We start from the raw sequence: 20,792 nt of genomic DNA on the forward strand, positions 1-20,792 counted from the left end.
ATTGCTACTGTATTGCTACGCCATGCTACATTTCAAATGCTGAAAAAACACATCCTCAAATAGTCAAAAGAGGATATCATGAGGAGTAGCTTAGGTTATCTGAAGTTACTCATTTTTGTACACCACCATTTTTTGATAAGAGTTCCTTATTTATAATTATTTTGTATAAATAAGGAAAATTGTAAAAAAATGAAATTGCGCGAGCATTTTATTTGGGATTGCAAAATGTAGCAAGAAGTAGCGGTTGTGTAGCGTTATTATTGCTACATTTTTGCTGGCATTTTGATACAGAGATAGTGCTACAATTCTTTTGCACACACTCTTATCAAGGCAATACAGATTACTAACCAAGAAAGTGTAGCAAATGTAGCGATATAATTCGTTACGTAAATTGTGGCTGTAATCGGGGTTTGAACGATGCTAAAATCACAAAAATTCAGCCTTCTTAAATAATTTCTATGATCAATCATCATATAGAAAAAGAAAAATATGAGCCTACTTTAGATCGAGTGGTTTATTCAAATTCATTAACTTTAACTACTTATGACTTAATTGAATCTCCTATTTTTATCAAAGATAAATTGGGCCGTTATCTTTGGGCAAATGCTTTTTTCATCAGTCGTTCAGCGGGCTATGGTTCTCTTGGAGACATCACTAATAAAACTGATACTGATTTTTCTTGGCATGAGTATGCTACACAACTACGTAACAATGATAGGTCGGTGATAGAAGCCAGGCGGAGCCAAAGCCATTATGAGCAAATTATTCGACACGATGGAACTTACGTCAATATCCTCACTAAAAAATCTCCTCTTGTTGATAGTTTTAGCGAATTAATAGGATTAATCGGATTTAGTATTGCATTACCACAATCGCATGGTATTGCTGCTTTAAGTGCTCGCGAAAGAGAATGCCTTTATTATTTATCCAAAGGATTTACTGATAAAAAAATTGCGAAACAATTAATTATTTCACCTCGAACAGTAGAAACTCATCTTGGTAATGCGAAACACAAACTAGGAGTCAGCACCAGAGCAGAATTAATAGCGACTTTTTCCCGCGTCTATCCGTCATTTTCCGGATAAAAACTCAAAATCCTAGTGGTTATACTGTCACTGAATTAAAAGGAGTATAACAATGCGATTAAAAACATTTAAAAATCAACGTGACTCAATTCTTGAATTGATGCTTTTGCCTAATAATCAGCTTGAGGGCTATTTTACAACAGCAGTAGCATCCAAAGAATGTCAACAAATTATTGGCCAGAGAAAACCTATTACTGGACTATGGACAGGGAATGCACTGACATTTAGTGTTGTTTATGAGCAATGTGGTTCGATATATAGTGTGGTTGGTAATTTTGATCAAGAAAAAAATCACATCGATGTGATTGGATTAATCAATCATCAATCAGATGATGCGACAGGAAAAGATTGCGGTTCTCGCTATATTACTCATGATTCTTATAACAGCATAAATTAACTATTGGATAAAAGAATTAATAAAAAACTTCAATTATTGGGCAGGAAATTATCTGATTTAGTATAATCTCCTGCTAAAATAGAACCATTAATAAATTTTTTTCTCATTCTTCTTTGAATATGGCTGCTCTTCTCAATGTTGTTTATAACATCTCAAAACGGAAAACCTGATAAGAAGGTGATTCATATGGATGAGCCTTCTTTAAGGCGGCAACAGCAGCTTTGATTTGCTCTTCAGTACAGATAATTTCTACTTTATATTCAGGTACTCTCTCAAGCTGATTGATTTCTCCAATAAAAGCATGGCTGCCAGGTAATGGCATAAATTGCCCCCTCACCCAATGTTTGCCAAGCACAATGTTGATAATGATCAACACTTCCTGCCCCTGTATCAAAAATAGCATTTTTAACAAGTTCTAAATGTGTTTCTGGAACACAAAAACAAAGCATATACATGATATCACCTATGGGGAAATTAATTCTGTTCTCCAAGAGCCCTCTATCTTCGTATAACGAATCACTTCAGAAAAAGAAATAGAGCCGACCGTGTAGAAAATCCATGTTTTGGGGATAAAGCGAAAGCCGAAATAATACTCACTTTTAGGGATAGGAAGGCTTGCAAATTGATCGCCCAATTCTTTTTTCCTAGTTTCCAATTGGTTTAGATCTTTAATGACAAGGCCGGAAGTAGGAGCATAAGCAGAGAATCTCAATTGACGTTCACGAGGAAGAGTTTTCCAAAAAGCCTCATTTTCTTCTTGGGAAATGGGTATTGCTATTCCTTCTAAGATAACTTGTCGGCTCTGCATCGCAAATAAAAAATTTAAACAGGATTTAGGGTTATTTAATAATTCAGCGACCTTGCGTGTTTTTTGTTGCGTAAAAAATAAAAGACCCTCTGTTTCAATTTCGCGAATGGCTACCACTCGACTATGAGGGTCGCCAGAGCTGCTACAAGTGCTTAAAACAGCACAGGAAGGATCCTCAATCCCTCGTTCTTTTTACTTGTTCAACCATTCTTTTAGCCTGTTAAAGGGCACAAATTTCTCCTGTTAGTTGGTGTACTACGGATAATATATCAAGTTGAACTTACACTTTGAATGCGCGAGGGTTCACTTCCACCATCGTTTTTGAACCTGATTTTACAATGCGTATTTGATTGTGCTCCACTAATAATTCAACCGCTTGGTCGCGTTTTATTTTATCTCGCAGTGGGCTTAATTGTTGAATGGTTCGTAACGTTGTTGAGCTAATATTTTTTTCAATAAACCAGTCCATTAGTTTGAGGGCATCGGAAAACTGCAAAGAAACGGTTTCAGTAGGCATAATTCGCCGTGCTTCTTGCAAATGCCAATTAATTATTTCAATGGCATTTTCAGTATGCTCTACACTAATATCTCCATGGCGCCCTTCAAAGAGATGAAAGAGTGCTGCAAGGCGCGCTGTATTTTCAGCTGCTTTTGATGCGAAATCAACGACATCGACCCACTGGCCTTGCGGTTTTAACCCAGTTTCCACCGCATTAAAAAATAAAATCCATTGTTGTTTTGCTGCAACACTCATTTTCAACAATGGAAGTTGAATACAACCTTGATGGCTTAATTGTTCTGACTGGTTTAAGCAGGCAGTGACGCGTTGCTCAAAATGGCTTAGAGAATGTAAAGAAGCAGGCGGCTCTTGGTAAAATCGATTTCCCATACTGTTGGCAGGATAAGCCATAAGGCAACGAGCTAAAAAACCGCTTTGTCGACTAATACCCGATGCTTGCTTGGTAAGTTGTTGTAAGATAAGCGGTTGCATCATCAAGTTAAGTGTTAAACGCCGATTTTCAATGGTAAATCCTTGCGTTGTTTTACGATGTGCCGTGAACGTCTTACCGTCCCACAAACGATTAAGCAAAGCTACAAAACGAGTGGGATTGCCTTGCATGCTATGGCTACCTAAGATAATACCTGCCTCATCAGACCAAAGGGAAGCGGAAGGCCAACCTTGGGCCAAATGAACGGCCAGTGCTTCTTGGGTAGCATCTTCAAAATAAAGAGTGGGTTGCAAAGGAATTTCCGGTTCTTGATGAATTAATTCATCAAGCATTTTTTTGGCATAATCCGAGTCCACTCCCGTATGGGTTGCACGTTTGATTTGGGAGAATAAACTGTCTTTTTCCATTTGCCATACTTGGTGTTGCGTTAGCGCTGACAACACCTCAGGTTCACGCCTTTTACGAATCAGTGTCTCCCAGTGACGCGCTGCTTTCGAAAAAACATTATCTGCAGCAGTTTTTCGGGTGCCAGAGCCGCTGGCAATTAAAAAATAAAGCGATACTGGACTAATTAAATAGTTATCTCGTGCTACATTGGCAAGTGATTGGCAGGATAGAGACATATTAGCCAAGGCGCTGCATGCAATTAAAGGCAGGGGTTGCTGTCCATATTGTTGATAGTCTACTACGGCATTTCTAACAATTGAGGGAAGTGCCTCAACTGGATAAGGGCAGTCAGGGGCTAAGATTGGAGAAAGTGGAATAGGTTGTCCCCATTTGATGCTTTGATGTGGATTATTTTTGATCTCTAATTCATTTTGTTCAATAGTCATTGTTTTAGAGGGTGAAGTTTTGGTTTCCAATTTTACCAGTAGCCTCAGTATGATGTAAAATGAGTGGGCTGAAACATAATAAATCGCAATATTACTGTTAATAATTTTATTCATTACTCTCTATTCGCTAAAACCAATTTTATTGAATCTGAGAACATGGGGTCACAAGCTTAAGGGTGCTGATAGAGGTTCTTTGTAAATACAACATAATGAATTTACTTTTTTGCGATTCTGTAAGCATTCTTCTGACAGAGGTTCGACCAATCCCCAGTTTCTTAGCAATCTCTGATTGGCTTAATCCACTTTTAAATAAAGCAATCACTTCTTGTTCGTATTTTTTTGTGTAGTTGCAAGCCTTCCATGGGACTTACCTTTACTTCTAGCATGAGCAATTCCTGCTTAAAACCGTTTCTCGCAAAATCTCTCCTTCAAATTCCGCAAATATTGCTAACAATCCTACCATTGCTCTTCCTGTTGCTGTAGTAAGATCAAGTGCTTCAGTTAAAGATATAAATCCCACACCTAAACCATTAAGCTCATGAAATGTATAAAAAAGATCATTTTTTGTAAGTCTTATATTTATTTGGCAGAAAAATTCAAACTTTATATGACTGATTGACTAAATTATATATTTCTACTATTCTAGAATTATGGACATAAAAAATTCACTAAAAATATTTGATACTCTTTCTCAAGAAACTCGCTTACAAGTTTTTCGATTACTTGTTCAAGCAGGACCAGAAGGATTATCCGCAGGCGCAATTGGCGATAAGTTAGGTATTTTACACAATACCCTATCATTTCATTTAAGCCATTTGTCTAATGCCGAAATTGTCACGTCCTATCGTCAAGGCCGTTATGTATTTTATTCTGCAAATTTTGAGTTAATGCGCGATTTTATCGCTTTCATGGTTCAAGATTGCTGCAGTAAACAACAAATTCAAATTCAACAAGCTGACACTAAAGATTGTCTGGTTATTGAATTAACTGATTGCTGTAGTTCTAAGAAGGAGTAAGTTATGAAACGTTTTCATATTCATATTAGCGTTGACAACCTTGCTGATAGTATCCGTTTCTACAATGCTTTATTTGGAGCAGATCCGGTAAAAGTTAAATCCGATTATGCCAAGTGGATGCTGGAAGATCCGCGTATTAATTTTGCCATTTCAACTCGTGCAGGAAAACATGGCGTGGAACACTTAGGCATGCAAGTGGATGACGCCACTGAATTAGAAGCACTGAGAAACCAATTTTCTCAAGCTAATATTTCAACCCATAGCAATGGTGAAACAACCTGTTGCTATGCCAAATCAGAAAAATCATGGGTGAGTGACCCTACCGGGATCGCATGGGAAGCGTATCATACTATGGAAGATGCTCAGTTTTTTTCTGGAGACATGGCAACAGAAAGTTCTTGTTGTAGTATGCCGGAAAAAAACCCATCAACCTCTTGCTGTGATACACAGTCAAAAACAACTGGATGTTGTGGTTGATGAATGCTGAGCCAATTAAGTTATTATTTCTTTGCACGGGGAACTCTTGTCGGTCCATTATGGCTGAGGCAATAACTAATCATTACTCGAATGGTCGCTATCTGGCTTTTAGTGCAGGTAGCGCTCCGACTGGAAACGTACATCCGATTGCAATTGAAACCCTTACGCGCCATGGTATCAAACCCAATATTCTTCGCAGCAAATCCTGGAATGAATTTAAAGCAAAATCTATTGATTTAGTCATCACAGTCTGTGACCAGGCAGCTAGTGAAAGCTGTCCAATTTTCCAGGGTCAACCAAAGAAACTCCATTGGAGTATCCCTGATCCTGCCCAAGTAGAAGGTTCAGAAATGGAAATCAATACAGCATTTGAAGCGATTTTTAATCAACTGAAACAACGAATAGAAAAGGAGCTGCTGTCATGACCACTTGCAGCACCCGTCGCCTTTCTTTTTTAGATAGATATTTAACGTTATGGATTTTCCTGACAATGGCTATTGGCGTTGTTATCGGTTCACTCTTTACCGGAACACCACAATTTTTAAATTCATTATCTATTGGTTCCACCAATATTCCCATTGCGATTGGACTCATTTTAATGATGTACCCTCCACTGGCCCGGGTAAAATATGAAGAATTACCACTAGTATTCAAAGATTGGCGAATTTTATTATTGTCCCTAATTCAAAACTGGCTTATCAGTCCATTTCTCATGTTTGGTCTCGCTGTTTTGTTCTTACATGGATATACTGAGTACATGACTGGACTTATCCTCATCGGCTTAGCGCGTTGTATTGCTATGGTGATTGTATGGAATCAGCTGGCAGAAGGCGACAATCAGTATGTTGCAGCTTTAGTGGCGTTTAATAGTATTTTTCAACTGCTTTTCTTTAGTGTCTATGCCTGGTTTTTTCTAACAGTCTTGCCGCCCCTGGTTGGCATGACTGGACAAATAGTCCACATTGATTTTATAACCATTGCAGAAAGCGTCTTTATTTATCTGGGCATTCCTTTTTTTGCAGGTTTTCTGACTCGCCTTATACTGATAAAGAGAAAAGGGCTGGCCTGGTATGAAACTAATTTTTTACCAAAAATTTCACCCATTACCCTGATTGCCCTATTGTTTACGATTCTGACGATGTTTTCTTTAAAAGGCTCGATGGTATTGCAACTTCCCTTAGGTGTAATTCGGATTGCAATTCCTCTGACTATCTATTTTATTGTGATGTTTCTTGTCAGTTTTGCGATGGGCAAGCTTATCGGTGCTAACTATGAAAAAACAACAGCCGCTTCATTTACCGCAGCTAGCAATAATTTTGAATTGGCTATTGCTGTGGCTATTTCTGCCTTTGGGCTTAATTCTGCTGTCGCATTTACAACAGTTATTGGCCCTCTTGTTGAAGTGCCTGTACTAATTTCACTTGTGAATGTAGCATTTTGGTTGAGATGGCAATGGTTTGATAAAGCAAATAAAGCGTATTAGTTACCTGTGTTTTATGAGGTCGTGATGGCATTGATTAAACTTATGAGTTTTCGTAATTCTCGTTTTTTTACGTAAGTATTAAGACCGATATGGTGTACACCCTAGAAAATAGCGGTCGCAATGAAGGCTTTAGCAAACCAATGCGGTCATAGTGATGTAATGTTTGTACCGAAACACCAGTTAATTTGCTTAAGTCTTTTACGAACCATTGAGTCATAGTATTGCCTCCTTAAGAACAAAGGTAAGGTATATAAGAAGATTTGATAAACAAGCTAAAAACCTACGCCAGATAATGGATAGAATCAGGTTTTATTTTTCAAATGCATCAATTACACATGTACCCTGACTTGCCCCATCTTTCCGCTCCAATGATTGTCATCCCTTATTTCTGTTTGCCACGCAGATATAAAACTTTTGTGTTAGATCCTGGATTAACTCGTTCTTCCGTTTCAAAAATGTCTGGTTTTCCTTTAACCAAATCGCTTAGCTTCTTGAAGCCATAAAGCCTGGAATCAAAATCAGGCTTTAACTTAGTTAAATAACCACCAAATGTTCCTATGTATGCCCAACCAGTATCATCGTATGAGTTATTTAATGCTTCTAGAATGAATTCTTTTGGAAATTCTTGTGCTGAGGGTTCATTAGCTTTCGACTGTTTAACAGGCTGCTTTCTCTTTTTTGATTGACTAATTGATTGATCAGGTGGTGCTACAGGGCGTAGTACTTCAGTGAAAATGAATTTATTGCAGGCATTACGAAATGCCTCTGGTGTTTTTTTCTCTCCAAATCCAAAAACTTGCAACCCTTCTTCACGAATACGGTTAGCAAGACTTGTAAAATCACTATCGCTTGACACGATACAAAAACCACCAAACCGATGCGTATAAAGCAGATCCATAGCATCAATGATAAGCGCACTATCAGTTGCGTTTTTTCCAGAAGTGAAAGCAAACTGCTGTACTGGTTTTATAGCATATTTATGTAACACCTTTTTCCATTGCGCGCTAGATGGTGAGGTAAAATCACCATAAATTCTTCTTACGATAGCGTCTCCATAACCAGCAATCTCGGTCAAGAGACCATCAATAATTACTGCCCGAGCATTATCGGCATCAATAAGGACAGCTAATTTTAGAGCAGTTTCTTCTGTTGTAATTTTTGTCATGTCATTGACCTTATTTATCAATAAGCAATCATTTTCACTCTACGTCTTTTTCTTTGTTTAAAAATAATGTTGCCTCTTGATATTCTCGCCTGATTTCTTCCTTCAATTGTTCAACAGTTGGCAAATGAAGTTGATATTTTCTAGCAAATATTTGTTTGTTATTTTCTGGCAGGGTAAATTTTACGACCGCATCATTTTTTTCAGCGCAAAGAAGAAGACCTATTGTCGGATTATCATCATTCTGCTTGATTTCACGATCATAATAGTTAACATACATCTGCATTTGCCCAACATCACCATGTGTTAGGTGATTAATTTTTAAGTCAATTATTGTATAGCACTTTAAAATCGTGTGATAAAAAATTAAGTCGGGATAAAAATGATCGCCGTCGATTGTGATCCTTTTTTGTCTACCAATAAAAGCAAAACCTTTACCCATTTCAAGCAGAAACTCTTGCAAATGATCAATAATGGCCGATTCAAGATCGCTTTCCGTATAGGTGTGATGCTCTTTATACCCTAAAAATTCTAATATCACTGGATTTTTTAATGAATCTTCGGCAGTTGTAATAATCTGGCCTTTATTAGCCAACGCCAATACCGCTTGTTCATCCTGACTTGCTGCTAAACGATCAAATAAAAAAGTTCCCATTTGCCTTTGAAGTTGAGGTACAGACCAGTAATTATTAGCAGCCTCAATTTCATAAAATTTGCGAGCATTCCGCCTTGTCTCACGCATTAAAAGACGATAATGAGACCAACTCAGATTTGGATTAAATTGAGGTACTTCAAATTGGTCACCAGGCTTGTGACTAATTTCATTTTGATAGGTTAAATAGAATTGGCGCATGTATTTGAGGTTTGTAACTCCAAATCCCTTCCCAAATTCCTCATTAAGGCGAGTAGACAAGCGTTCTAACAGCGCTTTACCATAAGCTGCCCTATTTTCACCATGTTGCTCTTGTTCAATAATATTTTTTCCTATGTTCCAATATGCAATAACCTGCTCATGATTAACAGCTTTCAATACATTTGATCGGGCTTGACGGATATGCTCCACAATTACTTGATAGACCTTTTCAAGACTTTTATCAATGGATGTGTCAGTCATTTCAATAAGTCCTTCATTCACAGATTAATAACGCATTCATTTTATTGAGCTTAATTTGCATATGCTCCACATACGAATTCTAATTTGTTCATTTTATCAAACCTTGATTTTTAATAATAGATATTAAGGTATGGACGAGCTCCAGCTATCTCGATATAGATATAAATCACATACACGCAATTAACCGCGCTGACAAAAAAACCTAAACCAACAAAAGTTCTAGATGGAAACCCGTTAGTTGAGGCCATACCAATTTGCTTCTTTCGTCATAATTTATTGTATTAGATTGGAAAGGGCAGATTAAACCCTAACTAAATTGCAAAAATAACCTATGTTTCAACGAGGAGTTTGTTGTAAAAAATCAAACAGAATCAGGCCATTGTCGCGAGCTATGAAATACTCTTAATATTTCAATGTGATTTTGTTTAACTCGATAAGGAACAATGAATGGAGTCCCGTTAATGACTAATTCTCTGGTATCAAAAATTCTGCCAGCCCTTCCCATCAAAGGGTTATCCGCTAACAATTCAACTGATTTAATTATTTTCAATACTGTATCAATGGCTGCATTCGGATTGTCCTTTGCTATATAGCTTTCAACTTGTTTTAAATTTTGACTGGCTCCTCTTGTCCATTGAATTTTCAATCTCTCTTGCTCTCCCAATAGGTAACAATACCTTCATGATCCACTAATTGACCGGAATCAGCTTCAGAAATACCTTTTATAATTTCATTAAGTTGCCATTCTTGCGTTTCAAGATAGCTGTTTATTGCTTCTGAGGCTAAGAACGATTTACTGCGATGAGTCAGCTCCGCCAATTTATTCAAACGTATTTTAGCCTGGGTATCCAGGCGGACTGTCATAGTTGTTGAAGTCATGGTTTTTCTCATTGTGTTACCATGTACACATTATAGCACTATTTTCTGAGATTAGAAAAAAATCCATAATGCACGATAAACCCCTTCGGTAAACAAATGCGGTCCATGATGGTTGAAGACTTTAAATCACATGACGTGAGTAGGTTCAAATTATGGAGCGACCCCGGTGCTGAAGCATTTTATAAGAAAATGGGATGCATCAAATTTGGTGTTAAAAAATCTCCCATGATGCCAAATAGATATTCCGTTATTTTTGAGTATGAGATTTTGAAGGAACCTTGATAAGTTTCTTTTCTATTTTATCCCGTGCAAATGTGACTTTTTTGAGCAACCCAAACCGTTGCTTCTCCACAATCTGGGTCCCTAATCTTATGTACAAGGACTTTAAAGTGACACTCTAGAAGGATTTGAGTATATTCCTCAGACGAAAGAGAGGCATGATATAAATCATATCCTCCATTATCACCCCAAACTTCTCCGTATTCCGGTCCGGAAGTAAATATTAATAAACCATTTTGCTCCACTAAAGAGGCAAGTGATTTTAATGTTTTTCGTTGATCGTCATGAGGTAAATGAAAGAAACTATGCCAAGCAATGACAGCATCGAATTTCTCTTGTAAATCTAAAGTCCTCATATTAGCAAGAAACCATTTTGCATTTGGAAATCGTTTTTTGCATTGGTTAATCATTAGTTAACCGCTGAACGAGTTTGATGGGTGTTTCGGAAGAAGCTGAAACATGTTTTAAATGAGCAGGAATTTCTATAGGTTTGCTACTCATCACTACAGCTGGAAGCTCATCGTAAGGCCAAGGGTCAAATGATAATACTTTCTCAAAAGAATGCCTACCCATAATGAGTCCATCGACCGTAGATATGAACTCTTTATAACCACCATCCTCACCAGAGGGCACAAGCTCATTTGCTTTCGTTAGCCAATCAATAGAACCATCCTCTCTTGAAATAAAGCCATCAAGACTTGTGGCAATAAAAACAGAGCATTTAGCAAACATCATTATTTATCCTTTGTATACAGATTTATTGATTGAGTTCATGCAGCATAATAGCATTTCCTTCAGAGTCGATGATAATTGCCATTCTACATACAGGTGACGAAAAGATATCCAACTTGAATGTTACCCCATTCTTTTTTAATTGTTGCGTTAAGGAATCCAAATCTTCCACTTCAAAAGCAATACTACCTCCGAACACCGCACTTGGTTTAACACCTTCTGCAAGGGTTGTAATCGCAAAGCATCCGCCTTGTGGTAGGTCGTACTCTATCCAATGACCATTCGCAGATACTTTGCTAGGTGTTAGTTAACCGCTATAGGTGAGCCAATAATTACAAAAATTGAGTTCAAATTCATTAACCATTGTGGAGGAATATAATAAGAACCTATGGAGATATTTACGTTGTACTTCAAAAACTGAGTAACACCCATCGGTCCTACAAAATAAAGCATCCAAAATACAACTGAACTACCCGTTAAAAACACAAAAGAATAAATCTTTTTTCGTGCATTAGGTGTACTTAAACTACGGCCAAGTAATGTAATATATAGTAAAGCCGCTGCGCCAATAAAAAGTATGAGGCTATTTGCTAACCAGGAATAATAAAACCCTGCTAGAAGGATCGGTATAATTAGTATGATTAATACCAGTCCTAGCTGCCCCCTCTTTATCTCCTCTACGAGACTTACTTTGTCTTTTGCGAAATAACCCCACGATTTAATGATGAAAAACACTGTAATCAAATTAATCAAATTACTTACTTCAAATAAACGGTCGTATCTATCGTTAATATCAATAAACCCACTCATAACATATCCTGAGAGAAACCCTATATTCATCGCACTGTAATTATAAAAAAATGCTCTCTCTCTTAATTCAGTTTCGTTACTAGTAAATTGTTGGGTAATAAGGCAGTTAATACATGTAGATCCTAATCCGCAACCGATAAGAAACAAACTTAACCCTAAATATACAAATGAATCAGAAAAATTAAGAACCATTAAACCTAAAGTTTGTATGAGCGTTGAAATGGCAAATAGCAATCGATTACTTAAAAATCGATCCCCAATGTAACCAGCTACAAAATGCAAAATAAAATTTGATGCAAGAAAAAATCCAACGATTCCATTGGATTGCAATTGAGTTAATCCAATGTTCTTTGTCAAATAAAGTGATAATGATGAAAATAAAATAGCAAAGCTAAATGTGGTTACTGCGTTTAACCAATGTAGATACACGACCCCGGTTTTCTCACCTCTTACAGCATGCATTTCATATCCTTATTAAAAAATTCTTTACTTGTACATCACACAATCAATTTCTTCATATTGTGGTAGCATTAAATCACGTAACAATTTTTTAGGTTCAACTTGCATTGATGGAATAGCTATTTGTTCGGCCAATATAAACCCATTTTCATAACAATGCTCAATAAAGCTAAATAGTTTATTGAAATAATAATCGATGTTAAGAAACCCTATCTTTTTGTCTACCTCTCCTATTTTTATCGCATTCCATGTTTCAATTGCTTCTTCAAGAGTACCTAAACCACCTGGCATAACGACAAAAGCGTCAGCCAGGCTTTGCAGCATTTTCTTCCTCTCCTGCATAGAATCTACTATATGAAGTTCATCTAAGATATCTAATGGTTTTTCTTTGTCTAAAAGATGTGTAGTTATAACGCCAATGGCTTTACCCCCCAACTCCTTTACAGTTGTTGCTAACAAACCCATCATTCCTAAATTTGATCCGCCATAAACCAATGTAAGTCCATGATCCACAATTTCATGAGCAAGTTTAATAACAGCTTCTTTAAATGCAGGATTATTGCCAGAGCTAGCACCAAGGTATACACAAATTGTCTTCATTGTAATTCACATTAGTTAATTTCTTTGTATGATACAAACTACTTTATATAAGAAATAGGCGTAATAATTACGGTACTATAATTCCCCGTAAATGTCCCACCCAACTTCAACATAATGCCCCGCAAATGTCCCATCTTTAAAATTCATCTTTTTTCAAAGCCTATTCAATTAATTCAATATAATCTTCCATAGATATAATGTTTCCCACTGCACTTTGTTTATTCTCTCTTATAAAACCATGAAAACATCCTTTGGTTGCAGGGTGCTCTAACCTATGTTTTTGATACCAATTTTTGAGAATACTACTTTGAGTTTTTATATAATTCTCAAACTCACTAATTAAGTCGCTTTTTTGATCTTCTGTTAAATTTGTAAGGTAGTTATTTATTTTTTTATTAACATATTGCCTGTAGCGTTCAGTTTGTGCTTCTTGTTTTTCTTTCTTTTCTTTTTCCTTCTCTTCAGAGATCTTGCGACGCTCATTGATTATTGCTTTGCTTGATTTACTATGCTTATAATCTTTCTTAAGTGCTTCAATCAAATATCCAGCAAGTCCTCTAATCTTTCCCGCAATAAAACTTTCTGATTGAGTGATGATCTCTACTTTCTCTCGTATATATTCGTTATCATATTTTGCATATGTCTCATCAATCATTTGCGTTGAAAACCCAAATGTATTAATCAGAAGTTGTTTTAATTCTTCGTCAATCGATAAGTTATTTAAGGAAATAGGAGATTCATCAACATTTTTTTCTAGCTTAAATCGTATTCTCACTACTTTTTGATTAACTCGCTCTATCTCAGGAAAAATGCGAATGGGCGAGACTGCATTTACTTCATTCACCCCAACATCTAGAACCCTTTTCTTAAAGTCTTTAAATACTGGATATTTCCCATCAAACACACCCATTAGTTTTCTAAAGATATCTAATGGAAACCATGGTGTTTGCGCAAGCCCTTTGTAACGAACACAGTTCTCATAAAGCGCCAAACCATAACCTGATTTGAATTTTGAAATCAGATCAATGTTTATTTGACCATAAATCTCAGGTTGATACATAAGATCTTTCATTACCTGGCTGTATTCATAAATACAAACGCCATTTGAAAGTTCAGCAGATGCCAATATTGAACTAGCCTTCCATTTTTTTTCTTGTCCAGTGGAACAATCAATAACGTTCCACTCAATAGCTATTGTTATTAGTCCTATCAAAGCTTCTTTTAGCTTTGCAGTATCCTTGCTATTGTAACCAATCAGTTGATATAAATCTTTTCCTTTGATTTCAAATTGCTGTTTATAGGGAAGATCTGGATAAGCATTAAAGAGCAAAGCATTAAATAGCTTCCGCTGCACCAATGACAGATTATTAGAGCAATGTATCGCGTTAACATGTTTTTTGAGCTCAAGACTCTTATTATTTATTGCTACGCTTCCCATACGTTTCCCCATGCTACCTAACAAGTAATCCGAGTACTCGGATTCACTCTCAATCCGAGTACTCGGATTCTGCTATAATTTGCTCTAAATAATTTGAAACGTGCTCGCACATATCTTCCAGATTCACAAAACCAGCAATTTCTTTGTTCAATACAATCGATGGAAGTCCTCGATAATCAGACTTAAAGGTAAATAGTTTTTTTCCATTTACAGAAGTATAAAACTTGGCATTACTTGAACTGTTAGATTCAGTTTTTTGTTGTAACGTCTTCTCAAATATCTTTTCTAATTTAGCCTGTGAAGTGATTGTTCTACCTAACTGATTAGCAATAGAAAGCATCCTGTTATAGTTATCTTTGGACTTATTAATTAATTGAACAATCTTTACAGCAAGTTGCTTAGAAAGGGCGTGTATATCAGGAATAGCACGTACAATATCTTCTGGAATTTTTGAATAAGCCATTAATTCGTTAAATGTAGAATAGGAAATTCGTAATTTTTCCGAAAGTTCCTTTTCAGTTTTAAATACATTATCCGACAATAATCGTTTATAAAGCATCGCATTGGAATAATTACTAACATCATTTCGTAATTTGTTCTCGGCATCTTGAGATGCAATCGCATCTTGAACATTGGGAATATCTTTTCTGATTACAAGAAAAGGGAGCCCCAGTCGCATACAAGCAATATGCCTTCTTCGGCCAAAAATTACTTCATACTTTATTTTCCCATGAGGATTAGGATGATTTCTCACTAAAGCAGGCTGTAGCTGTTTGTTTGATTTAATAGAATCAATTAGCCCATCAATATCACCTAACTCGCTTTCTTGGCGGTTAGCATATTTCCATGGTTCGCATTCTTCTGGATTGACATAAATTAATTCCTGCTCGGCAAATTCAATCCCAGATTGGGTTTTGAAATAAGATGGAGTCTTAGGGGTAGCTTGTTTTAAAACAACCTCCTCATCAGCAGTCTCTATTTTTTTTACTTGACCGCTTTTCATTAGCATACCTAATGGGCCAGAATTATGAACGTTTCGCTTGCTATTATCCATGTTACTCTCCACTTACAAAGGATGCTTTAGATTGCTTTTCCCAGATTTCTTTAAAGTTATTAATAATTTCGAGGTTCACATCATCCAAATGTTGCAAAGCTCTGCGATAAGCTTCGCGGCTACCACGCGGTTTTGAAACATCATAGATGGTTCCTATTTCATTAGCTGCTTTTGCAACTTCAACGGTTTCGCACATGTGATTTGTGAGAATATATCTACCAAATTGCTCTCGCATCATATTCTCCATCTGTAGTGCTTCGTTACTTCCGCTGTGCTTGGAAATGAGTATTCGTAAATACTCCAATTTTTTGGAAGGTAATTCTTTAAACATATTTCGTAAGGTAGCTGTATACATAATAAAACTTGAATAGTCGTTCATACTTGGAGGAATAGGAATAATGATTCCATCACAGGCAATGATTGCATTGAGTGTTAGCAAACCAAGGTTGGGGCCACAATCGATCAAAATAACATCATATTGATTTTTAATAATCTTTAATGACTCTGATAAGCGAATGAAAGGGGAACCTAAACGCTCGTGATTGTTTTCTTTTTCGTTTGGTAAAATAAGATCACAATCTTGTATAGCTAAGTTAGCAGGGATGATATCAAGACCATCAAAATGCGTTTTCAGTAATACATTCTTGATGTTGTTAGGATTTGAGATTAATACATTGGTTATTGTATCTTCATAACGCAGCTCTAAGTCGGGGATTAGTCCTGAGCTGATTAAAGTTGCTGTTCCTTGTGCATCGAAGTCCAACAACAGAACTTTTAAACCTTCGATGGCAATTTTTTTTCCTAAATCAACTGTAGTTTCAGTTTTCCCAACACCGCCTTTTAAGTTAGAAACAGCTATGGTTAAGCATTTCGAGCCTTTTGGTCTTTTGTATCGAGTTTCTGCTTTATCTCTCAGCGCATTGATGGCTGCTAATGTATATTTTTTAACTTTTCTTCCATTTTCAGAGTCTTCGATTACTATTCCTGGTATATCATCTGAAGATTCTAATATTTTTCTAAAGGTAGGGTCAGAAACCTTAACCATTTTTGCGGCTTCGATTGCTCCCCAAGTTCTTGGTTTTTTTCTTTTTTCGGGATTGATTACAAAATTTCTTAATGTCAGTAACATTTCGTTACCCGCTTGATAGAACTTATCCATTAATTGTTCTGGATGATCTGTACCATACGTAATGATTTGAGGATCAAGCATGATTTCCCTTTTATTAAAATAATTAATTTTCACGTTTTTTATAATTTATCTGTGATTTATTGAAAATGCAACAGAAAATTAAAATTTCTATTTACTATAGAAACACAACGTGTTTTAATTTTTTTAAGATCTTTTAATAAGTTGTTTAGAAGTTAAATGTGTCAATGTTCTTAAGGGCTGTAAGATAGTTCGTGGGACATTTACGGGAATTGTCAGGGACGTTTGCAGGGATGGCTGTGGCGTTTACGGGATAGGGTGAGACGTTTTCGGGAAGTAAAAATAAGAAAAATAACCGATGGTGCGACGTTTACAGGTAGGGTGGGACGTTTGCAGGGATAATTGAGGAGAGACACTTGTGTCAAATTTAGAATTGAAGGGATTGAAGTTGCTTCGAGCCTTAGACAATTCATTCCAGGATGGGGAATCTAAACCCTGCGAATCGATAACTCATTTAGCTGTTGAGTTATTAAATTCTGGCAAATATCAGCCTAGAAAACAATTTGATGAATCTATTTTAGATGAGCTTGCAAACTCCATCAAAGTCCAAGGGATTATCCAGCCACTTATTGTTAGAAAGATTGCAGAAGAACATTATGAGATTATTGCTGGCGAGAGACGTTGGAGAGCAGCAAAAAAAGCAGGATTAACTTATGTGCCTGTTATTATTAGAAATGTTGATGACAATGTTGCTTTTGCATTTTCACTGATTGAAAATATTCAACGTGAAAATCTTAACCCGATTGAAGAAGCGTTAGCATTAAACCGTTTTCGTGAAGAGTTTGAAATGACTCATGAGGACATAGCACAAATGATAGGGCGCTCTAGGGTTTCGGTTACTAATACGCTTCGCTTACTAACTTTGGATTCTAGAGTAATAGGGATGTTAAACGAGGGTAAGATTGATATGGGGCATGCTCGATCGCTTTTGAAGCTTTCGCCAGAACATCAATATCAGATTGCATGTACTGTCATTGAAAAACAGCTGAATGTGCGTGACACGGAAACCTTAGCAAACCGATTGAAGTCATCAGGGAATGAAGAACATAACAAGACTTTTTCTTTAACTACATCGCATGACAAGTGTGAGGAGTGGAGTACCTATCTATCTCAACAATTTACAACAAATGTTTCAGTAAAAGTAAATGCTGAGGGTAAGGGAAAAGTGATTATCGAGGTGAATTCCGCTAGTGAGGTTGATTGGTTGATCAAGCTAATGAGCGAAAGAGGATAGTTATCCACAAAATCTGTTGATAACGTTGTGTGATATTCGTGGGTTATAACATAATTAAGCCTGTTAATGAGAAAAAAGAGCGTGTTTAATTTTTGGATTAATGATGAGACCATTGCGTATTTTTATCAGTAGTGTACAACAAGAATTTAAAGAAGATCGTCTAGAGATATGCCATTGGTTGAAAAATGATCCCTTAATGCGTCGTTTTTTTGATCCATTTTTATTCGAAGAATTACCTGCCCATGATAGAAGAGCAGATCAAGTTTATCTAGAACAAGTACGTGCTTGTGATATCTATATTGGTCTTTTGGGTTATGATTATGGCTTTGAGAATGCAAAAGGTGTTTCCCCTACTGAGGAAGAATACAATCTAGCTTCCGAGGAACATAAGACCCGATTAATTTTTATAAAGGGAAATGAAGAAAGTAAACGCCACCCTAAAATGAAAACCCTTATTACTCGTGTTGGAGCCGAATTAATCAGAAGACGTTATCATTCTGTTTCCGAGCTTATCTCTGGTGTTTATGCTGCCCTAATACATGATTTAGAGGAACGAAAATTAATTAGAAATAGCCCTTTTGATGCTGCTCCTTGCAGAGGAGCAACATTATTAGACTTAGATGAAGAAGGAATAACGACTTTTTTACGTCGAGCAAAACGCGGACGTGGATTTCCATTGCCTAGCGATGCGACCTCTTTTGAATTATTGTCTCATTTGAACTTGCTGGATGAGGATAAGCCTACACATGCAGCAATGTTACTCTTTGGAAAACAACCACAACGGTTTGTTATGTCATCCGAGGTAAAATGTGCTCATTTTCACGGGACAGAAGTAGCCAAACCTATTCCTTCATATCAAGTATATAAAGGCACGTTATTTTCACTGGTCGATCAAGCGATTGATTTTGTAATGTCCAAAATTAATCTTTGGGTGGGAACCAGAGAGGGAGGGGCGGAAGTGCCTGTTGCCTATGAAATTCCCCAGGAAGTTGTCGCAGAAGCGATTGTGAATGCGGTTGCTCATCGTGACTATGATAGTAATGGAAGTGTGCAGGTTATGCTGTTTGCAGATCGATTGGAAATTTGGAATCCAGGAGGACTCCCTCCATCATTAACCTTAGAGAAATTACGTCATCCACATGGTTCTGTTCCAAGAAATCCCTTGCTTGCTGAGCCATTGTATTTAACGAAATATATCGAGCGTATGGGAACTGGTACAGGCGATATGATTCGTCGTTGCCGTGAGGTTGGACTGCCAGAGCCTGAATTTTCTATCTCTGATGGATTCAAGACAACCATTTGGCGTAAATCATCATCGATGACCGGACAAGTTGCCGGACAAGTTGCCGGACAAGTTGCCGGACAAGTCGATCCATGGGTTGAGTGGGTACTCAGAGCATGTGAGCTAAAAGGTGAGCTGAAAAGTATAGAGCTACAAGAGGTAGCAGGAATCAGGCATCGAGAAACTTTTCAACGTAATTATCTTGATCAATTGCTCAGGGATGAGATAATCGAGCGTACTATCCCAGATAAGCCTAAAAGTAGATTGCAAAAATATCGCTTGTCCCAAAAGGGAAAAATTTTATTAGAAGATTTATCTAAAAATAAAAAATAGAATTAAGCAGGTGTTAGAAAAGAGAAAGAGGTAAAAGCAATTATTAAGTGACTTTGTTTGAATGATTTCGTGTTTAAGGGAGCAGTGTTTAGCAAAATATCACTGAAGGGCAATTTTTATGCGTTTAAGTAAAAAAATCAACTTCCATATTTTAGTTTTAAGCGTTGTTTTCACTATAACCAATGGTTTTGGTTACATAAAAAACGTCGTTTCATTAAGCGCTATTAAAACGCGTTTATAATAAGTCTGTATATTAAATAATCATTAAACATAGATGGATTCGATACTAAAAGGGAAGATCAGCCAAGGCAAAACGCTAACCCATGGTATTATTTAGAAAATAGCCAAATTAGCAATGCGTTTCAGGCGATCCGGGTTATCTTCAACATAAATTGCGGTAGTAACAATGTTGGCATGACCTGCAAGACGAGAGACTGCTTTAATATCAGCGCCTTGCTCAATTAAGCGGGTAATGAAAGTACGTCGACCAGAATGAGAACTTGCTCCAATAATTCCTGCCTTATCATAGAGTGACTTGAACCATTTTTGCAAACTATTAGGGGTAAAGCGACTTTTACGTTGGGTTTGAAAAAAGGGTTTTTCTCTTGCAACATGTTTTAGGGTATCGAGATGTGCTTGGAGTGCTTTGCGGATTTTTTCATTGGCAAGATAAGCGTAACGTTGCTTTTCACCTTTGGTCATTGAGCGCTTCAAACAAATCTCTTCGAGTAATTGATAGTTGTAATCGGCGACATCTGCAATAGTGAGAGAGGCGATTTCTTTCACTCGCAATCCAAGTCCAAAAGAACAATACACAAGGGCACTATTTCTTATAGCGAATTGCCCATCTTTGGCAACAATAAGCAGTCGCTTAAACTCCGTCTCACTTAAGACCCTGGCTTTTCCTTCTTTTGGCATAAAAGACTCAATATTTTCCTGTTTTAATGGTATTCTAAATAAATTAGGCTGTCTTGGCAAAAGCAAAAATAAATCTGTTATTTATAGTAGAATTTTAGTATGAATACACTCATCGATGCAGCAATAAAATATCTTTCCAATCATTATTGCAGTGAAAAAGAACTCATAAGGCAATTGGAGAGGGATTTTTCGCATGTGCCCGAGTTAGATGCTCAGATTCATGCAACCATAGCTCGCCTTCG

24 protein-coding genes and 2 pseudogenes are annotated in these 20,792 nt (G+C 36.8%); 8 read left to right on the plus strand and 18 right to left on the minus strand.

Going from position 1 to position 20,792, the window contains the following annotated elements; genetic code table 11:
- The first annotated feature begins 458 nt into the window (after positions 1-458).
- Positions 459-1,085, plus strand: coding sequence for a PAS and helix-turn-helix domain-containing protein (locus Lani_RS14985; RefSeq protein ID WP_058388672.1), 627 nt, complete (start codon positions 459-461; stop codon positions 1,083-1,085).
- 52 nt (positions 1,086-1,137) lie between these two features.
- Positions 1,138-1,482: an avidin/streptavidin family protein gene (locus Lani_RS19875; RefSeq protein WP_058388673.1), complete on the plus strand. Its 345-nt coding sequence runs from the start codon at positions 1,138-1,140 to the stop codon at positions 1,480-1,482.
- Between the two features lie 142 nt (positions 1,483-1,624).
- Here the strand turns inward: Lani_RS19875 and Lani_RS14995 are convergent.
- From Lani_RS14995 to Lani_RS21205, 5 genes and pseudogenes are all read right to left on the minus strand, one after another.
- A pseudogene (locus tag Lani_RS14995) lies at positions 1,625-1,937 on the minus strand (YqfO family protein).
- Positions 1,938-1,945: 8 nt separating this feature from the next.
- Entirely contained in the window at positions 1,946-2,470 is a 525-nt protein-coding gene (locus Lani_RS15000; protein ID WP_223499691.1) for a pyridoxamine 5'-phosphate oxidase family protein, read from the minus strand.
- Between the two features lie 100 nt (positions 2,471-2,570).
- Positions 2,571-4,187: a YfjI family protein gene (locus Lani_RS15005; protein WP_223499667.1), complete on the minus strand. Its 1,617-nt coding sequence runs from the start codon at positions 4,185-4,187 to the stop codon at positions 2,571-2,573.
- 25 nt (positions 4,188-4,212) lie between these two features.
- Entirely contained in the window at positions 4,213-4,395 is a 183-nt protein-coding gene (locus tag Lani_RS21200) for a helix-turn-helix domain-containing protein (protein ID WP_058388674.1), read from the minus strand.
- A gap of 57 nt (positions 4,396-4,452) precedes the next feature.
- A complete protein-coding gene (locus Lani_RS21205) occupies positions 4,453-4,689 on the minus strand; it encodes a recombinase family protein (protein WP_082654131.1) in 237 nt (78 codons plus the stop codon).
- Between the two features lie 34 nt (positions 4,690-4,723).
- Between Lani_RS21205 and Lani_RS15015 the strand changes: the two genes are divergently transcribed.
- From Lani_RS15015 to arsB, 4 genes are read left to right on the plus strand one after another with little or no spacing between them, the layout of a single operon-like run.
- Complete coding sequence (locus Lani_RS15015) at positions 4,724-5,089, plus strand: ArsR/SmtB family transcription factor (protein WP_058388675.1); 366 nt, start codon at positions 4,724-4,726, stop codon at positions 5,087-5,089.
- 3 nt (positions 5,090-5,092) lie between these two features.
- Complete coding sequence (locus tag Lani_RS15020; RefSeq protein ID WP_019235343.1) at positions 5,093-5,566, plus strand: ArsI/CadI family heavy metal resistance metalloenzyme; 474 nt, start codon at positions 5,093-5,095, stop codon at positions 5,564-5,566.
- A complete protein-coding gene (locus Lani_RS15025) occupies positions 5,566-5,991 on the plus strand; it encodes an arsenate reductase ArsC (protein WP_031562393.1) in 426 nt (141 codons plus the stop codon). The genes Lani_RS15020 and Lani_RS15025 overlap by 1 nt, the downstream gene beginning before the upstream one ends.
- Entirely contained in the window at positions 5,988-7,049 is a 1,062-nt protein-coding gene (gene arsB, locus Lani_RS15030; protein ID WP_058388676.1) for an ACR3 family arsenite efflux transporter, read from the plus strand. Before Lani_RS15025 ends, arsB begins: the two co-directional genes overlap by 4 nt.
- Positions 7,050-7,116: 67 nt before the next feature.
- Here arsB and Lani_RS19885 read toward each other — a convergent pair whose 3' ends face one another.
- The 12 genes and pseudogenes from Lani_RS19885 to Lani_RS15085 all read right to left on the minus strand — a co-directional run bounded on the left by Lani_RS19885 (position 7,117) and on the right by Lani_RS15085 (position 16,786).
- Positions 7,117-7,266 (minus strand): MerR family DNA-binding transcriptional regulator, encoded by a 150-nt coding sequence (locus Lani_RS19885; protein WP_265667819.1) that lies wholly within the window; start codon positions 7,264-7,266, stop codon positions 7,117-7,119.
- A gap of 165 nt (positions 7,267-7,431) precedes the next feature.
- Positions 7,432-8,214 carry an NYN domain-containing protein gene (locus Lani_RS15035; RefSeq protein WP_058388677.1) on the minus strand — a complete coding sequence of 261 codons (783 nt, stop codon included), beginning with the start codon at positions 8,212-8,214 and terminating at the stop codon, positions 7,432-7,434.
- 34 nt (positions 8,215-8,248) lie between these two features.
- A complete protein-coding gene (locus Lani_RS15040) occupies positions 8,249-9,325 on the minus strand; it encodes a PDDEXK nuclease domain-containing protein (RefSeq protein ID WP_058388678.1) in 1,077 nt (358 codons plus the stop codon).
- Between the two features lie 361 nt (positions 9,326-9,686).
- The gene (locus Lani_RS15045) at positions 9,687-9,971 is read right to left on the minus strand and encodes a type II toxin-antitoxin system RelE/ParE family toxin (RefSeq protein ID WP_058388679.1); all 285 of its coding nucleotides are present in this window, start codon (positions 9,969-9,971) and stop codon (positions 9,687-9,689) included.
- Positions 9,968-10,204: a CopG family ribbon-helix-helix protein gene (locus tag Lani_RS15050; protein WP_058388680.1), complete on the minus strand. Its 237-nt coding sequence runs from the start codon at positions 10,202-10,204 to the stop codon at positions 9,968-9,970. Before Lani_RS15050 ends, Lani_RS15045 begins: the two co-directional genes overlap by 4 nt.
- Before the next feature lie 299 nt (positions 10,205-10,503).
- Positions 10,504-11,215, minus strand: a pseudogene (locus Lani_RS15055) (methyltransferase domain-containing protein).
- Between the two features lie 25 nt (positions 11,216-11,240).
- The gene (locus Lani_RS20895) at positions 11,241-11,486 is read right to left on the minus strand and encodes a VOC family protein (protein WP_338011483.1); all 246 of its coding nucleotides are present in this window, start codon (positions 11,484-11,486) and stop codon (positions 11,241-11,243) included.
- A gap of 32 nt (positions 11,487-11,518) precedes the next feature.
- Positions 11,519-12,487, minus strand: coding sequence for a POT-type proton-dependent oligopeptide transporter (locus Lani_RS15065; protein WP_223499663.1), 969 nt, complete (start codon positions 12,485-12,487; stop codon positions 11,519-11,521).
- Positions 12,488-12,511: 24 nt separating this feature from the next.
- Positions 12,512-13,084 carry an LOG family protein gene (locus Lani_RS15070; RefSeq protein ID WP_058388681.1) on the minus strand — a complete coding sequence of 191 codons (573 nt, stop codon included), beginning with the start codon at positions 13,082-13,084 and terminating at the stop codon, positions 12,512-12,514.
- A 160-nt stretch (positions 13,085-13,244) separates the two neighbouring features.
- Positions 13,245-14,522, minus strand: a complete 1,278-nt coding sequence (locus tag Lani_RS15075; protein WP_223499661.1) for a replication initiation protein — start codon at positions 14,520-14,522, stop codon at positions 13,245-13,247.
- Positions 14,523-14,571: 49 nt separating this feature from the next.
- Positions 14,572-15,576, minus strand: a complete 1,005-nt coding sequence (locus tag Lani_RS15080) for a ParB/RepB/Spo0J family partition protein (RefSeq protein ID WP_058388683.1) — start codon at positions 15,574-15,576, stop codon at positions 14,572-14,574.
- Position 15,577: 1 nt separating this feature from the next.
- Complete coding sequence (locus Lani_RS15085) at positions 15,578-16,786, minus strand: AAA family ATPase (protein WP_058388684.1); 1,209 nt, start codon at positions 16,784-16,786, stop codon at positions 15,578-15,580.
- Positions 16,787-17,141: 355 nt separating this feature from the next.
- Here Lani_RS15085 and Lani_RS15090 point away from each other — a divergent pair, with 355 nt between their 5' ends.
- Together Lani_RS15090 and Lani_RS15095 are read left to right on the plus strand one after the other, a co-directional pair.
- Complete coding sequence (locus Lani_RS15090; protein WP_058388685.1) at positions 17,142-18,017, plus strand: ParB/RepB/Spo0J family partition protein; 876 nt, start codon at positions 17,142-17,144, stop codon at positions 18,015-18,017.
- Between the two features lie 100 nt (positions 18,018-18,117).
- Entirely contained in the window at positions 18,118-19,632 is a 1,515-nt protein-coding gene (locus Lani_RS15095; RefSeq protein ID WP_238585191.1) for an ATP-binding protein, read from the plus strand.
- A 333-nt stretch (positions 19,633-19,965) separates the two neighbouring features.
- On the opposite strand, the gene Lani_RS15100 is transcribed toward Lani_RS15095, so the two are convergent.
- The gene (locus Lani_RS15100; RefSeq protein ID WP_058388687.1) at positions 19,966-20,550 is read right to left on the minus strand and encodes a tyrosine-type recombinase/integrase; all 585 of its coding nucleotides are present in this window, start codon (positions 20,548-20,550) and stop codon (positions 19,966-19,968) included.
- Between the last annotated feature and the right edge of the window lie 242 nt (positions 20,551-20,792).

It is taken from the genome of Legionella anisa (genome assembly GCF_001467525.1).
Lineage (GTDB): Bacteria > Pseudomonadota > Gammaproteobacteria > Legionellales > Legionellaceae > Legionella > Legionella anisa.